General features: G+C 70.7%; 11 protein-coding genes. 4 read left to right on the top strand and 7 right to left on the bottom strand.

The annotated features are described in order from the left end of the window. Nucleotides 1-43 precede the first annotated feature (43 nt). Nucleotides 44-670 carry a TetR/AcrR family transcriptional regulator gene (locus tag ACZ7GJ_RS30150; RefSeq protein WP_470756069.1) on the bottom strand — a complete coding sequence of 209 codons (627 nt, stop codon included), beginning with the start codon at nt 668-670 and terminating at the stop codon, nt 44-46. Between the two features lie 89 nt (nt 671-759). Between ACZ7GJ_RS30150 and ACZ7GJ_RS30155 the strand changes: the two genes are divergently transcribed. Further along, nucleotides 760-2295, top strand: coding sequence for an MFS transporter (locus ACZ7GJ_RS30155; protein WP_470756070.1), 1536 nt, complete (start codon nt 760-762; stop codon nt 2293-2295). 76 nt (nt 2296-2371) lie between these two features. On the opposite strand, the gene serA is transcribed toward ACZ7GJ_RS30155, so the two are convergent. The 6 genes from serA to ACZ7GJ_RS30185 form a co-directional block, all read right to left on the bottom strand. Further along, nucleotides 2372-3961: a phosphoglycerate dehydrogenase gene (serA, locus tag ACZ7GJ_RS30160; RefSeq protein WP_365917551.1), complete on the bottom strand. Its 1590-nt coding sequence runs from the start codon at nt 3959-3961 to the stop codon at nt 2372-2374. Between the two features lie 307 nt (nt 3962-4268). Further along, nucleotides 4269-5270: a ketol-acid reductoisomerase gene (ilvC, locus tag ACZ7GJ_RS30165; protein WP_365917552.1), complete on the bottom strand. Its 1002-nt coding sequence runs from the start codon at nt 5268-5270 to the stop codon at nt 4269-4271. Between the two features lie 136 nt (nt 5271-5406). Then, on the bottom strand, nt 5407-5931 hold the full coding sequence (gene ilvN / locus ACZ7GJ_RS30170) for an acetolactate synthase small subunit (RefSeq protein ID WP_365917553.1): 525 nt from the start codon (nt 5929-5931) through the stop codon (nt 5407-5409). Between the two features lie 31 nt (nt 5932-5962). Beyond that, entirely contained in the window at nt 5963-7849 is a 1887-nt protein-coding gene (locus ACZ7GJ_RS30175; protein ID WP_470756071.1) for an acetolactate synthase large subunit, read from the bottom strand. 215 nt (nt 7850-8064) lie between these two features. After that, nucleotides 8065-10932 carry a putative bifunctional diguanylate cyclase/phosphodiesterase gene (locus ACZ7GJ_RS30180; protein WP_470756072.1) on the bottom strand — a complete coding sequence of 956 codons (2868 nt, stop codon included), beginning with the start codon at nt 10930-10932 and terminating at the stop codon, nt 8065-8067. A gap of 276 nt (nt 10933-11208) precedes the next feature. Continuing rightward, nucleotides 11209-12156: a 2-hydroxyacid dehydrogenase gene (locus ACZ7GJ_RS30185; protein ID WP_470756073.1), complete on the bottom strand. Its 948-nt coding sequence runs from the start codon at nt 12154-12156 to the stop codon at nt 11209-11211. 82 nt (nt 12157-12238) lie between these two features. On the opposite strand from ACZ7GJ_RS30185, the gene ACZ7GJ_RS30190 reads away from it, so the two are divergent. The 3 genes from ACZ7GJ_RS30190 to ACZ7GJ_RS30200 all read left to right on the top strand — a co-directional run bounded on the left by ACZ7GJ_RS30190 (nt 12239) and on the right by ACZ7GJ_RS30200 (nt 14865). After that, nucleotides 12239-13258, top strand: a complete 1020-nt coding sequence (locus ACZ7GJ_RS30190) for an aldo/keto reductase (RefSeq protein ID WP_470756074.1) — start codon at nt 12239-12241, stop codon at nt 13256-13258. Between the two features lie 143 nt (nt 13259-13401). After that, entirely contained in the window at nt 13402-14643 is a 1242-nt protein-coding gene (locus ACZ7GJ_RS30195; RefSeq protein WP_470756075.1) for a PQQ-dependent sugar dehydrogenase, read from the top strand. A gap of 39 nt (nt 14644-14682) precedes the next feature. Further along, nucleotides 14683-14865 (top strand): DUF6191 domain-containing protein, encoded by a 183-nt coding sequence (locus tag ACZ7GJ_RS30200; RefSeq protein WP_470756076.1) that lies wholly within the window; start codon nt 14683-14685, stop codon nt 14863-14865. Nucleotides 14866-14868 lie beyond the last annotated feature (3 nt).

The following is a 14868-nucleotide window of genomic DNA, read 5'->3' on the forward strand; positions in this document are numbered from 1 at the left end:
GGGCCCGCCCTTCGGGCGGCCGACGCCACTTTGACGACACTCCCTAGTCCGTCTGCGCCGTCCGCGCGTCTCCTGACGCTGGCTCGGGCGCGGCCAGCCGTACCTTCGCCATCGCCTCCACCGCCCGCCGCATCCCCTCGGTCAGCTCCGCGGGGGTCGCGGCCGTCGCGGGGTCGAAGAGCCACTGGAGCATGAAGCCGTTCAGCAGGGCCTGGTAGAACGCGCCGGTCGTCCGCGTGTCCTCATCGGTCACCTGCTCCTCCGGCGTGCCGGTGAACATCGCGACCATGCCCCTGCGGCCCTCCCCCTGCGAGGCGGCGAGCAGTTCGCGCAGCTCGGGCAGCCGCTCCCGGGACAGCGCGACCTCCATGCTGGCCGCCCAGATCGGACCCGAGGCCTCGTGCCCGGCGTGCACCCCGTCCCACACCGAGCGGAACCGCTCCAGCGAGCCGCCCTCCCCCTCGATGCCGGCCGTGAACTTGTCGCCCCAGTCCTCGATGAGGGAGATGAACGCCTGTGTGAGCAGTGCGTCCTTGGAGCCGTAGTGGTACCCGATCGACGCCAGGTTCGCGCCCGAGGCCTTGACGATGTCCCGCGCGGTGGTCCGCACGAAACCCTTCTCGACCAGGCACTCCTTGGCGCCTTCCAGCAGATCCTCGCGATGTCCCATGGCGCCACCGTAGCAAGACAACCGTCATAGACAGAAGTTCCATACAGTCGTTCTAGACAAGCGTTTATGACGCTTGTACATTGCTTCTCATGACGAACCCCGCAGCACGTCCCGCCGGGCGCCGGGAATGGACCGCGTTCACCGTTCTCCTCCTGCCGCTCCTCCTGGTCGCGATGGACGTCTCCGTCCTCTACTTCGCCATCCCGGCCATCACCCGGGAGCTCGACCCGAGCGCCACCCAGCAGCTCTGGATCTTCGACAGCTACGCCTTCGCCCTCTCCGGCCTGCTGATCACGATGGGCTCGCTCGGGGACCGGATCGGCCGCCGCAAGCTGCTGCTCATCGGCGCCGCCGCCTTCGGCCTCGCCTCCGTCGGCGCCGGCTACGCCAACAGCGCCGAGATGCTGATCGCCTGCCGCGTGCTGCTCGGCATCGGCGGAGCGACGCTGATGCCGTCCACGCTGGCCCTCGTACGCAACCTCTTCACCGACGCCGCCCAGCGCGGCAAGGCCATCGCCATCTGGTCCGGCGCCATGACCGGCGGCATCGCCCTCGGCTCGGTGATGAGCGGAGTGATGCTGAACCACTTCTGGTGGGGTTCGGTCTTCCTGGTCAACGTCCCCGCGATGCTGCTCCTGCTGGTCCTGGTCCCCGTCCTGGTACCGGAGTTCAAGGACCCGGCGCCCGGCCGCTTCGACCTGGTGAGCGTGCCCCTGTCGATGGCCGCCGTGCTGCCGGTCGTCTACGGCCTCAAGGAGATCGCCGCCGAGGGCTTCTCCGGCCTCAGCCTGGCCTGCGTCGCCCTCGGCCTGGCCTTCGGGTACCTCTTCGTCCGCCGCCAGCGCACCCGTGACGACGCCATGGTCGCCCGGACCCTGTTCGCGGGCCGCGGGTTCGGGGCGGGCATCGGCCTGAACACGATCTCCGCCTTCGCCGTGATGGGTTCGGCCTACTTCACCACCCAGTACCTCCAGTCGGTGCTCGGCATGGGCACCCTCGAAGCCGCCCTGTGGAGCCTCGCGCCCTCGGTCGTCATCGGCGCCGCCGCACCGGTCTCCGCCGCCCTGGCCCAGAAGGTGGACCGGGCGTACGTCATCGCCGGCGGGTTCTGCCTGGCCGCCGCCGGGTTCGCCCTGATCGGCCTGGTCGGCACCGACTCCCTGTGGCTGCTGCTGACCGGCGCCGGGGTGCTGTCCTCGGGCATCGTGACCGTCATGTCCCTGGTCTCCGACATGGCCCTGGGCGCGGCTCCCGCCGAGAAGGCCGGTTCGGCGGCCTCCCTGCTGGAGACGGGCCAGGAGTTCGGCGGCGCCCTGGGCATGGCCGTCCTGGGCAGTCTCGGCACCGCGGTCTACCGGGGCGACCTGGACGGTCAGGAGCCCGCAGTACGCGAAACCCTCGGCGGAGCGGTCGCCACCGCCCGGCAGCTCGGCGGCCCGGCGGGCGAGCAGGTGCTGACCCTGGCCCGCGAAGCCTTCGTGCACGGCATGCAGTACGCCGCCTGGGGCGGTACGGCCCTGCTGCTCGCGGCGGCGGTGCTCGCGGTGTCCCTGCTCCGGGGGATCCCGACCCCGGCCGGCGCCCCGGCGGAGCCGGCCGAGGGTGCCGAAGCCCTCGCGGGCTGACCGGCGTACGAGCCGATCGGCGTACAAGAAAGGGCCCGGGGTCTGCCCCGGGCCCTTCTTGCTGTGACTGCGAGCGTCAGCCGAGGCTGACCGTGCGCGCCGACACGGCGCCGATCTCGGCGGAGATGTCCGCGAGGACGTTCACCGGGACCTCGGCGTCGACCGTGAGGATGACGAGCGCCTCGCCGCCCTCCTCGGCGCGGGCCACCTGCATGCCCGCGATGTTCAGGCCGGCCTCGCCGAGGATGCGGCCGACGGTGCCGACCACGCCCGGGCGGTCGGTGTAGCGCAGCACGACCATGTGGTCGGCGAGCGCCAGGTCCACGTCGTACTCGCCGACGCCGACGATCTTCTGAAGGTGCTTCGGGCCCGCGAGCGTGCCGGAGACCGAGACCTCCTGGCCGTCGGACAGGGTGCCGCGGACGGTCACCACGTTGCGGTGGTCCGGGGACTCCGAGCTCGTCGTCAGGCGCACCTCGACACCGCGCTCCTGCGCGAACAGCGGGGCGTTGACGTAGGAGACCGTCTCGTCGACGACGTCCTCGAAGACACCCTTGAGTGCCGAGAGTTCGAGCACCTTCACGTCGTGCTGCGTGATCTCGCCGCAGACCTCGACGTCGAGGCGGACCGCGACCTCGCCCGCGAGGGCGGTGAAGATGCGGCCGAGCTTCTCGGCGAGCGGCAGGCCCGGACGGACGTCCTCGGCGATGACGCCGCCCTGGACGTTGACCGCGTCCGGCACCAGCTCGCCGGCGAGCGCGAGGCGCACCGACTTGGCGACCGAGACACCGGCCTTCTCCTGGGCCTCGTCCGTGGACGCGCCGAGGTGCGGGGTGCAGACGACCTGGTCGAGCTCGAACAGCGGGGAGTCCGTGCAGGGCTCCTTCGCGTACACGTCGAGACCGGCGCCGGCGACGCGGCCCTCCTTGATGGCCGAGTACAGCGCGGCCTCGTCCACGATCCCGCCGCGGGCGGCGTTGACGATACGGACGGACGGCTTCACCTTGTGCAGGGCCTCGTCCCCGATGAGACCGAGGGTCTCCGGGGTCTTGGGCAGGTGCACGGTGATGAAGTCGGCGACCTCCAGGAGCTCGTCCAGCGTCAGCATCTTGACGCCCATCTGGGCGGCGCGCGCGGGCTGTACGTACGGGTCGTAGGCGACGACCTTCATGCCGAAGGCCGACATCCGCTGGGCGACCAGGACGCCGATGCGGCCGAGGCCGACGACGCCGAGGGTCTTCTCGCTGAGTTCGACACCCGTGTACTTGTTCCGCTTCCACTCGCCGTTCTTCAGGGCGGTGTTGGCCTGCGGGATGTTGCGGGCCGTGGCGACGAGCAGGCCGCAGGCGAGCTCGGCGGCGGTCACGATGTTGGAGGTCGGGGCGTTCACGACCATCACGCCGGCCTTGGTGGCGGCGGACACGTCGACGTTGTCCAGACCGACGCCGGCGCGGGCGACGACCCGCAGCTTCTTGGCGGCGGCGATGGCCTCGGCGTCGACCTTGGTCGCGGAGCGCACCAGGATCGCGTCGACGTCCTCGATCGCGGGCAGCAGCTCGGCGCGGTCGGCGCCGTTGCAGTGCCGGATCTCGAAGTCCGGGCCGAGCGCCTCGACGGTGGCGGGCGACAGCTCTTCGGCGATGAGTACGACAGGTTTCGAGCTCACGTGGGTCCTCACAAGTCCAGTGCGGACGGCCGTCCCGACGGCCGCAGGCGGTGGAGGGGGTAGCCGCGTGGAAGACGCACGACACTGTGGGCCTGACGCGTTGTGTTGAGCAGTGTAGTGGCGGATCCCGAGTGGAATTCCGCCTGTACGGAAGGATCACCCTTCCGGGGTTGGCCAGGGTGGACAAGCCGAACCATCGGAGGTCTACATTCCGAACCGCCTTCGAAGTCAGGCGGAGGCGGGGCGGTTGTCCTGGTGATGCGAAGCGGGGCCGGGACGACACGTCCCGGCCCCGCCCCGTGAGGGATCAGCTCTCGTCGCTGTCGACCCAGCTCATCAGCTTGCGCAGCTTCTTGCCGGTCGTCTCGAGGAGGTGCGCCTCGTCGGCCTTCTTGTACTCGTTGTACTTCGGCAGGCCGGCCTTGTACTCGGCCATCCAGGTGTTGGCGAACTCGCCGTCCTGGATCTCGGCCAGAACCTTCTTCATCTCGGCCTTGGTGGCGTCCGTGATGATGCGGGGACCGGTGATGTAGTCGCCCCACTCGGCGGTCTCGGAGACCGACCAGCGCATCTTCTCCAGGCCGCCCTCGTACATGAGGTCCACGATGAGCTTCAGCTCGTGCAGGCACTCGAAGTACGCGATCTCCGGCTGGTAGCCGGCCTCGGTCAGGGTCTCGAAACCGGCCTTGACCAGGGCGGAGGCGCCACCGCAGAGGACGGCCTGCTCACCGAACAGGTCGGTCTCGGTCTCCTCGGTGAAGGTGGTCTTGATGACGCCGGCGCGGGTGCCGCCGATGCCGGCCGCGTACGAGAGGGCCAGGTCGAAGGCGCTGCCCGAGAAGTCCTGCTCGACGGCGGCGATGCAGGGCACGCCGCGGCCTTCCTCGTACTGGCGGCGGACCAGGTGGCCCGGGCCCTTCGGGGCGACGAGGGCGACGTCCACGTTGGCCGGGGGCTTGATGAAGCCGTAGCGGACGTTGAAGCCGTGGCCGAAGAAGAGCGCGTCGCCCTCCTCGAGGTGGTCCTTGATGGACTCCTCGTAGATCTCGGCCTGCAGCGGGTCCGGGGTCAGGATCATGATGACGTTCGCCCAGGCCGCGGCCTCGGACACGGAGACGACCTTCAGACCCTGCTCCTCGGCCTTGGCCTTGGACTTCGAGCCCTCCTTCAGGCCGACGACGACGTCGACGCCGGAGTCACGGAGCGACAGCGCGTGGGCGTGGCCCTGGCTGCCGTATCCGATGACCGCGACCTTGCGGCCCTGGATGATGGACAGGTCGGCGTCGTTCTCGTAGAACAGCTCGGCCACTGGGATATCTCCTTGGTGCGCTGGTGTTGCTCCCACCGTACGGCGGGGAACGGAGTAAGAGGTTCTTGGTCTCGCCATACGAGCGGACCGGTTCGGTCAACTGCTGTGATCAGGCATTCCTGATCGGGCCCTGCGATCAGGCGGTGCGGTCGAGCGCCCGCAGACTGCGGTCCGTGATGGACCGGCCGCCGCGCCCTATGGCGATCGTCCCGGACTGGACGAGTTCCTTGATGCCGAAGGGCTCCAGCATCTTGAGCATCGCGCCGAGCTTGTCGGCGCCGCCGGTGGCCTCGATGGTGACGGCCTCCGGGGAGACGTCGACCGTCTTGGCGCGGAACAGCTGGACGATCTCGACGATCTGCGAGCGGGTCTCGTTGTCGGCGCGGACCTTCACCAGAACGAGTTCACGCTCGATGGCGTTGTGCTGCTCCAGCTCGACGATCTTGAGCACGTTGACCAGCTTGTTGAGCTGCTTGGTCACCTGCTCCAGCGGGAGGTCCTCGACGTTCACGACGATGGTGATGCGGGAGATGTCGGGGTGCTCCGTGACACCGACCGCGAGGGAGTCGATGTTGAACCCGCGGCGGGAGAACAGCGCGGCGATCCGGGCGAGGATGCCGGGCGTGTTCTCGACCAGGACGGAGAGCGTGTGCTTGGACATGTGAGGCGTTCTCTCTCTCGGCTCTCTCGGCTCAGTCGTCTTCGTTGTCGCCGAAGTCGGGACGGACGCCCCTGGCTGCCATGACCTCGTCGTTGGAGGTGCCGGCGGCGACCATCGGCCACACCATGGCGTCCTCGTGGACGATGAAGTCGATCACGACCGTACGGTCGTTGATCGCGTTGGCCTCGGCGATGACCTTGTCCAGGTCGGCCGGGTCCTCGCAGCGCAGCGCCACGCAGCCCATGGCCTCGGACAGCTTGACGAAGTCCGGGACGCGGGTGCCCTTGCGGGGGGCGACGGACTCGCCGAGCTGGGAGCCGACCGTGTCGTGGCCCGTCTCGTCCGCGTGCAGCACGGTGTTGGAGTACCGCTGGTTGTAGAACAGGGTCTGCCACTGGCGGACCATGCCCAGCGCACCGTTGTTGATGATCGCGACCTTGATCGGGATGTTGTTCAGCGCGCAGGTGACCAGTTCCTGATTGGTCATCTGGAAGCAGCCGTCGCCGTCGATCGCCCAGACCGTGCGCTCGGGCATGCCGACCTTGGCGCCCATCGCGGCGGGGACCGCGTAGCCCATGGTTCCGGCGCCGCCGGAGTTCAGCCAGGTGCGCGGCTCCTCGTACTTGACGAAGTGCGAGGCCCACATCTGGTGCTGGCCGACACCGGCCGCGTAGATGGTGCCCTGCGGCGCGAGCGCGCCGATCCGCTCGATGACCTGCTGGGGCGACAGCATGCCGTCCTCGGGCAGGTCGTAGCCCAGCGGGTACGTGTCGCGCCAGCGGCTGAGGTCGTTCCACCAGGCGCTGTAGTCGCCGGCGTTGCCCTCGGTGTGCTCCGCCTGGACGGCCTGGATCAGGTCGGCGATGACCTCGCGGGCGTCACCGACGATCGGGACGTCGACCGCGCGGTTCTTGCCGATCTCGGCCGGGTCGATGTCCGCGTGGATGATCTTGGCGAACGGGGCGAAGCTGTCCAGCTTGCCGGTGACGCGGTCGTCGAAGCGGGTGCCGAGCGCGATCAGCAGGTCCGACTTCTGCAGGGCGGTGACCGCGGTGACCGCACCGTGCATGCCCGGCATGCCGACGTGCAGCGGGTGGCTGTCGGGGAAGGAGCCCAGCGCCATCAGGGTGGTGGTGACCGGGACACCGGTCAGCTCGGCCAGGACCTTCAGTTCGGCGGTCGCGCCGGACTTCATGACGCCGCCGCCGACGTACAGGACCGGGCGCTTGGCCTGGCAGATGAGCTTGGCGGCCTCGCGGATCTGCTTGGCGTGCGGCTTGGTGACCGGCCGGTAGCCGGGGAGGTCCATGGTGGGCGGCCACGAGAAGGTGGTCTTCGCCTGCAGGGCGTCCTTGGCGATGTCGACCAGGACCGGGCCGGGGCGGCCGGTCGAGGCGATGTGGAAGGCCTGGGCGATCGTCCGCGGGATGTCCTCGGCCTTGGTCACCAGGAAGTTGTGCTTGGTGATCGGCATCGTGATGCCGACGATGTCCGCCTCCTGGAAGGCGTCGGTACCGATCGCCTTGGAGGAGACCTGGCCGGTGATCGCGACGAGCGGGACGGAGTCCATGTGCGCGTCGGCGATCGGCGTGACCAGGTTCGTCGCGCCCGGACCGGAGGTCGCCATACAGACGCCGACCTTGCCCGTGGCCTGCGCGTAGCCGGTGGCGGCGTGGCCGGCCCCCTGCTCGTGGCGGACCAGGATGTGACGGACCTTCTTGGAGTCCATCATCGGGTCGTACGCGGGGAGGATGGCGCCGCCCGGGATGCCGAAGACGGTGTCGCACCCCACCTCTTCGAGAGAGCGGATGAGGGACTGCGCACCCGTGACGTGCTCAATGGCGGCGGACTGCTGTCCGCCGTTACGGGCCCGCGGCTGCGGATGGTGGGCCCCGGTGGCCTGCTCGGTCATCGGCATTCTCTTCTCGAAGCTGAGGGTTTTACGAGGAGGGTTTTACGAGATTCGACGTTGCCAGTGCAACAAAAAACCCCTCGTGCCGGGAGGCAAGCGAGGGGAGCGCGTCGGGCGTGTTGAGCGGGGACATGCTGGTCCCAGCTTCAGCCGACGCGCTTTCCAAGTACGAGAATTCGGGTGCGCATGGCATTGACCCTCCCTCCGGCGGGAGGTGGATGTCAAGTGGGTGGGACGGGCGTCTCATTATGTGAGCCTCTACGGATGACCATCGAGCCCCCGGCGGAACCACCGGCCAAGGCGGGTTGAGCCGCCCCTCCCGGTACTGGGAACGTACCTCGCACCAGCGCGCGCCGCAGCCTGTACTCGTCGAGAGGGCCGGAAAACGCCATTCCCTGGCCATGCGTGCAGCCCATGGCCCGCAGTGCCATCACCTGCTCGGGGAGGTCCACCCCGTCGGCCACCGACTGCATGCCGAGGTCGTTTGCGATCCGCAACAGGCCGGCGGTGATCTTGTGCAGGCGGGCGGACTCGACCACGCCCTCCACCAGGCCCCGGTCCAGCTTGAGCATGTCCACCGGCAGCCGCCGCAGGGCGCTGATGGCCGCGTAACCGCTGCCGAAGCCGTCCAGGGCGATTCCCACGCCGATCCGGTGCAGGGCCGTCAGCCGGCGCTCCAGGTCGTCGAAGGGCACTCTGGGGTCCGATACGGCGAGCTCCAGGACCAGCGCCCCGGAGGGCAGCCCGTGCCGCGCCAGCAGGGCTTCCACGGAGCCCAGCGGTACGGCGCGGTCGAGGAGCCGCTGGGCCGTCATCCGGACGGCCACGGGTACGTCGTGCCCGGCCCGGTGCCGCTCGGCGGCCTGCTCGACGGCCTCCTCCAGGAGCCATCGCCACAGCTCGGCGGTACGGGAGGCGTCCGGACCGGCGGTGTGCGCGCCTTCGCCGCACTCGGCGACCCGGAGGAACTCGGCCGGGGTGAACAGGATCCCCTGGGCGGACCGCCAGCGGGCCTGCGCGGCCACCGCCGACACCTCGCCGGTGGCCAGCGAGACCACGGGCTGGTGGAGCAGGGCGAACTCCCCCTCATGCAGCGCGCTGCGCAGCCGGCCCGCCAGCTCGGCCTTGCGTACGACCTCGGCCTGCATCTGGGGCGCGTACAGCTCGACCCGGTCCTTGCCGCCCGCCTTGGCCCGGTACATCGCGAGATCCGCGTTGCGCATCAGGTCCGAAGGGGTGATGCCGGGATCCGCGAAGGCCACGCCGATGCTGGCGGCGACGCGGACCTCGTTGCCGGAGATCCGGTACGGGCGGCCGAGCGTGGTGCGCAGCCGGTCGGCGATCTCGTGCACCTGGTACTCGCGGGCGCTGCGGTCCCGGCCGCCGTCGCCGACGATCAGCGCGGCGAACTCGTCCCCGCCGAGCCGCGCGGCGGTGTCCCCGGCGCGGACCGAGTCCTGGAGCCTGCGCGCGGCCTCGATGAGGAGCTCGTCGCCCGCCTGGTGGCCGATGGTGTCGTTGACGGCCTTGAAGCCGTCGAGGTCGATGAAGAGCACGGCGGTGCTGTGGTCCCCCGCGCGCCGGCCGGCCAGTGCCTGGCGGACCCGGCGGGTGAACAGCGCCCGGTTGGGCAGGTCGGTCAGGGGGTCGTGCTCGGCGCTGTGCTGGAGCTGCGCCTGGAGCCGGACCCGCTCGGTGACGTCCCGGCTGTTGAGGATCAGGCCGCCCTGGTGGCGGTTGACGGTGGACTCGACGTTCAGCCATTCGCCGGCGCCGGACTTGAACCGGCACTCGATGCGGGTGGTGGGCTCCTCGGCGGGCGGGGCCGCGAGGAAGCGGCGTACCTCGTGGACGACACGGCCGAGGTCGTCGGGGTGGATCAGGGTGGCCAGCTCGGTGCCGACCAGCTCTTCCGCCTCGCGGCCGTAGACCCCGGCCGCGGCGGGGCTCACGTACCGCAGCATCCCGGTGGGCGCGGCGATCATGATGACGTCGCTGGAGCCCTGGACCAGGGACCGGAAGTGGTTCTCCTTCTGGGCCAGTTCCTGGGTGAGCGCGATGTTGTCGAGGAGCATGATGCCCTGCCGGATGACCAGGGCGAGGACGACGGTGCAGCCGGCGACGACGACCACCTTGTCGACGCTGCGGCTCTCGATGACGTTGTAGAGGATGCCGAGGGTGCAGACGGCCGCGGCGAGGTACGGCGTGAGCGCGGGCAGCGACCGCGCGATCGGGCGGCTGACCGGGCGCAGGTCTCGGGCCGACTCGGCGAGGTCCAGGGTGGAGCCGATCCGGCGGGCGCCCCAGGGTGCGTACGCGAGCAGCAGGGACCCCGCGAACCAGCCGGCGTCGAGGAGCTGGCCGGAGCGGTAGCTCTCCTTGAGCAGCGGTGACGTGAAGATGGCGTCGCAGAGCACGGTGAGCGCGAGCGCGGCGATGGCCGTGTTGACGGCGGAGCGGTTGTTCGCGGACCTCCTGAAGTGGAGGACCAGCACCATGGAGACGAGCGCGATGTCTAACAGCGGGTAGGCGAGTTCGAGGGCGGCTCCGGCGACGCTGCCGGCACTGTGCGACCGGGCGACCTTGGCGAGGGCCAGGCTCCACGACAGGGTGAGCAGCGATCCCGCGATGAGCCACGAGTCGAGTGCGAGGCAGACCCAGCCGGCCCGGGTGATGGGGCGTTTGGCGAGGACGAGCAGGCCCACGATGGCGGGCGGGGCGAAGCAGAGGAAGAAGAACTGGGCCGGAGACGGGTTCGGCATCTCCTTGTGGACGACGACCTCGTACCAGCCCCAGACCGCGTTCCCGCAGGCGGACATCAGGGACGAGAGGGCGAAGAGCAGCCAGGCGAGCCGGTCTCGGTTCGCGTGCGTGCGCGCGTACCGATAGCAGGATGCGGCAGCGAGGAGGGCGGCCGCGCTGAGGCCGAAGTCTCCCATGATGTCGGCGAGTTGGCTGGTGCCCCAGCCGATTCCCGCGCCGACCGCGTATCCGCCCCACACCACGGCCAGGAGTGCCTGGACGGCGACGCCTCGGCCTCCGCCAGGGGCGGGCGCCCGGGTCAGGAGCGCCGCCCCCGGGGCACTCACCGGTCCCCCTCGCTGGCTGGTTTCGGCGCACCCCATCGTCGTCGCCTCCGGCGGCCTTGCCGCGTCGGATCCTTCGTCCATTGGCCGTACATCGCCCGTCGCCCCCCAAAGTGTCCGATCACTCCCCAGCGCCAGACGTTCGTGGCGCAGCCCCTTGTTCCGGACGATACACCACTTTCGTCACTCAGGGACATAGGTTCTCTACGCTCCGTCACCAACTGGGGAGTTGTGCCCACTGAGCGCATCCGAGTGACTCCGGAGCGTGCGCATCATGCGTCACTCGGTGATGAACACCGTGTTCTCCACGGGGTCTCCGGCGGCGAAGCGATTCAGCTGGCGGGCCACGAGTCGCTTCGCCCGCGGCTCGAACGCCGAGCTGCTGCCGCCGACATGGGGCGTGATCAGGACATGGGGAGCATGCCAGAGCGGGTGGCCTGGAGGCAGCGGTTCCGGATCGGTCACGTCCAGCGCGGCGCGCAGCCGCCCGGACTCCAGTTCCGCGAGGAGGGACTTGGTGTCGACGACGGGGCCGCGGGCGACGTTGACCAGCAGCGCCCCGTCCTTCATGCGGCCGAGGAACTCGGCGCCCGCGAGGCCCCGGGTCTGCTCGGTGAGGGGCGTGGAGAGGATCACCACGTCGGCCTGCGGGAGGAGTCCGGGCAGTTCGGCGAGTGCGTGCACCGGCCCGCGCCCGGTGGTGCGGGCCGAGCGGGCGACCCGCTCGATCCGCCCGCACTCGAACGCTGCCAGCCGGTCCTCGATGGCCGCGCCGATGGACCCGTACCCGACGATCAGCACGGACTTGTCGGCCAGCGCCTCGTAGAAGCCCCCGTGCCACTCCTCGCGGTCCTGGCCGCGGACCATGCCGGGGATCCCCCGCAGGGAGGCCAGGACCAGGGTGAGCGCGAGCTCGGCGGTGCTCGCCTCGTGGACGCCCCGCGCGTTGCACAGCCGTACGCCGGGATGCAGGCCGGCGAGGCCGCCGAGCACGTGGTCGATGCCGGCGGTCAGTGTCTGCACGACCCGCAGGTCCGCCATGGCCGCCAGCGGGCGCACGGTGACTTCGGCGGACTTCATGTACGGGGTGACGTAGAAGACGCAGTCGGCCGGGTCGGCCGGGAAGGTCTCCTCACCGTCCCAGTGTCGGTATCGGAAGGAGTCGGGCAGGCCCTCGAACTCCTCGGCGGGGAAGGGGAGCCAGACGTCCCCGGTCTTTGCGGTCATGATCCCGAGGCTATGCCAAGGCATCCTGATCAAGCCGTTAGTTTGTTCGCCGGAGCGGGAGAGAGGTCGGGGGGACGCACGGGTGGAGCGCAGGTCGATCGGGGCGGGTGCATTGTCGGTGGGCGCCGTCGGGCTCGGGTGCATGCCGATGAGCTGGGCGTACGGGCCTTCGCGCCGGCAGCGGGAGGACGCGGGCGCCCGGTCGCTGGCCGCGGTGCACACGGCGCTCGACCTGGGGGCGAACCTGCTGGACACCGCCGACCTGTACGGCCCGTACACCAACGAGCTGCTGCTCGGGCGGGTGCTGCGGGAGCGCCGGTCCGAGGCGTTCGTGTCGGCGAAGGTGGGGCTGCGGGCGGGCGAGCAGCACGTGGTGGCCGACGGGCGGCCGGGCTACCTGCGGCGGGCCTGCGACGCCTCGCTGCGCAGGCTGCGGACCGACGTCATAGACCTGTACCAGCTGCACCGGGTGGATCCGGACGTCCCGGTGGAGGAGACCTGGGGCGCCATGGCGGACCTGGTGGGCGCGGGGAAGGTACGGGCCCTCGGGTTCTGCGCGCTGGGCGCCGGTGCGGGGCCGGGGGCGGGGCGGCGCGGGGACCCTGCGTACGCGGCGACCCTGCGGCACCTGGAACGGGCGCAGCAGGTGTTCCCGGTGAGCGCGGTGCAGGCGGAGCTGTCGGTGTGGTCGCCGGAGGCGGCGTGGCAGCTGCTGCCGTGGTGCGCGGCGCGCGGGGTGGGTTTCCTGGCGGCGATGCCGCTGGGCAGCGGGTTCCTGACCGGGACGCTCACCCCGGGCGAGGGCTTCGAGTCGCAGGACGTGCGGGCCCGGCATCCGCGGTTCACGGCGTACGCCATGGCGGCGAACCAGGTGCTGGTGGCGGGGCTGCGGGAGGTGGCGCGGCGGCACGGGCCCGAGGTCACGGCGGCGCAGGTGGCGCTGGCGTGGGTGCTGGCCCAGGGGCCGCAGGTGGTTCCGGTGCCCGGGGCCGAGCGGGCGCGCTGGGCTGCGGAGAACGCGCGCGCGGCGCAGGTGCGGCTGACGGCGGCGGACCTGGCGGACCTGGCGGCGCTCCCGCCGGCGGTCGGGGCTTGGGACTGAGCGGGACCTGGAACTGAGCGGGGCCGATCACGGCTTCCTCACAACCACTCGATCGGGTGTACGAGGGGTGGAACTTCGGGACCGGCCGTGGCTGTTGAGTCAGGTGTAAAGGCGCGATCGGCGGACCGGAGGGGAGCAGGACCATGCGATACGGACTGGGTTCCGGGCGGGCAGTGGCGGGGGCGGGGCGTGCGGGGGCGGGCGCCCGGCCCGGGAGGGCAGTGGTGGCGCTCGCGCTGGCCGGGTGCGGTGCTCTGCTGGCCGGCGGGTGTTCGCCGGCGGGCGGGCCGGGGGCGCGACCAGGCGGCTCGCCACCGGGCTCGGGGGCCACGGCCTCGCCGGGGGCGTCGGGCGGGCCGTCGGCGTCCTCACAGGCCTCGGGGCCGCCGGCCAAGGGCGCGGTGACGGTGACCGGTGAGGTGGCCAAGGGCCTGGAGTCGCCGTGGGGCGTGGCCGCCCTGCCCGACGGGAATCTCCTGGTCGCCTCCCGGGACAAGGGCACGATCAGCCGGGTGGATGTGGCCACGGGTGCGGTGACGCCGATCGGGAGGGTTCCCGGCGTGGCACCGGGCGGTGAGGGCGGTCTGCTGGGGCTGGCCCTGTCGCCCGCCTTCGCCTCGGACCACATGGTGTATGTCTACTTCACGACCGAGTCCGACAATCGGATCGCCCGGCTGCGCTATGACGATCAGCGACCGGCCGGGCAGCAACTGGGCGCGCCCGACACGGTGTTCCGGGGCATTCCCAAGGGCCTGATCCACAACGGCGGCCGGATCGCCTTCGGCCCGGACAAGATGCTCTATGCGGGGACGGGCGAGACCGGTGAAACCGGGCTGGCGCAGGACAAGAAGTCGCTGGGCGGCAAGATCCTGCGGATGACCCCGGACGGGGATCCGGTGCACGGCAATCCCGAGGCCGACTCCGTCGTCTATTCGTACGGGCACCGCAATGTCCAGGGCCTGGCCTGGGACAAGGACAAGCGGCTGTGGGCGGCGGAGTTCGGCCAGCACACCTGGGACGAGCTGAATCTGATCGAGCCCGGCGGCAATTACGGCTGGCCCATGGCGGAGGGCAAGGCCGGCAAGCCGGGCCTGCGCGATCCGGTGGCGGTGTGGAAGACCGACGAGGCCTCGCCGAGCGGGATCGCCTGGGCGGAGGGGTCGATCTGGATGGCCGGGCTGAAGGGGAACCGGCTGTGGCGCATCCCGCTGGCCGGTACGGGCCTGGCGGCGGAGCCGGAGGCCTTCCTGGAGGGCAAGTACGGACGGCTGCGCACGGTGGTGCCCCTCGGCGGGGACAGATTGCTGCTGGTCACGAGCGAGACGGACGGGCGCGGGTCGCCGGAAGCGGGCGACGACAGGATCCTGACACTGACGGTGCGGTAGCCGGCATGGCCCCGGCGGGGGACGAGAGGTGCGGTGTGCGTGGTGTTCAACATGATCGAGGAACTGTTCAACCCGGGTCGCAAGCACACGAACGACGAGAAGAAGCGGCTGGAGCTGTCCCGGACCGACGTGAGTGACGGCGATCCGGGACGCGGCCCGATAGACCTGGAGTCCGGCAGGGTGCTCATACGCCTGGCCGATCCGGAGGACCCCGAGTCCTAGGCC

This window comes from Streptomyces sp. NPDC037242, assembly GCF_055604165.1.

What these genes read in the sequence shown, in the direction of transcription:
- ACZ7GJ_RS30150 (WP_470756069.1), bottom strand. Translation starts at nt 670, where the DNA reads ATGGGACATCGCGAGGATCTGCTGGAAGGCGCCAAGGAGTGCCTGGTC.
- ACZ7GJ_RS30175 (WP_470756071.1), bottom strand. Translation starts at nt 7,849, where the DNA reads ATGCCGATGACCGAGCAGGCCACCGGGGCCCACCATCCGCAGCCGCGG.
- ilvN (WP_365917553.1), bottom strand. Translation starts at nt 5,931, where the DNA reads ATGTCCAAGCACACGCTCTCCGTCCTGGTCGAGAACACGCCCGGCATC.
- ACZ7GJ_RS30185 (WP_470756073.1), bottom strand. Translation starts at nt 12,156, where the DNA reads ATGACCGCAAAGACCGGGGACGTCTGGCTCCCCTTCCCCGCCGAGGAG.
- ACZ7GJ_RS30155 (WP_470756070.1), top strand. Translation starts at nt 760, where the DNA reads ATGACGAACCCCGCAGCACGTCCCGCCGGGCGCCGGGAATGGACCGCG.
- ACZ7GJ_RS30195 (WP_470756075.1), top strand. Translation starts at nt 13,402, where the DNA reads ATGCGATACGGACTGGGTTCCGGGCGGGCAGTGGCGGGGGCGGGGCGT.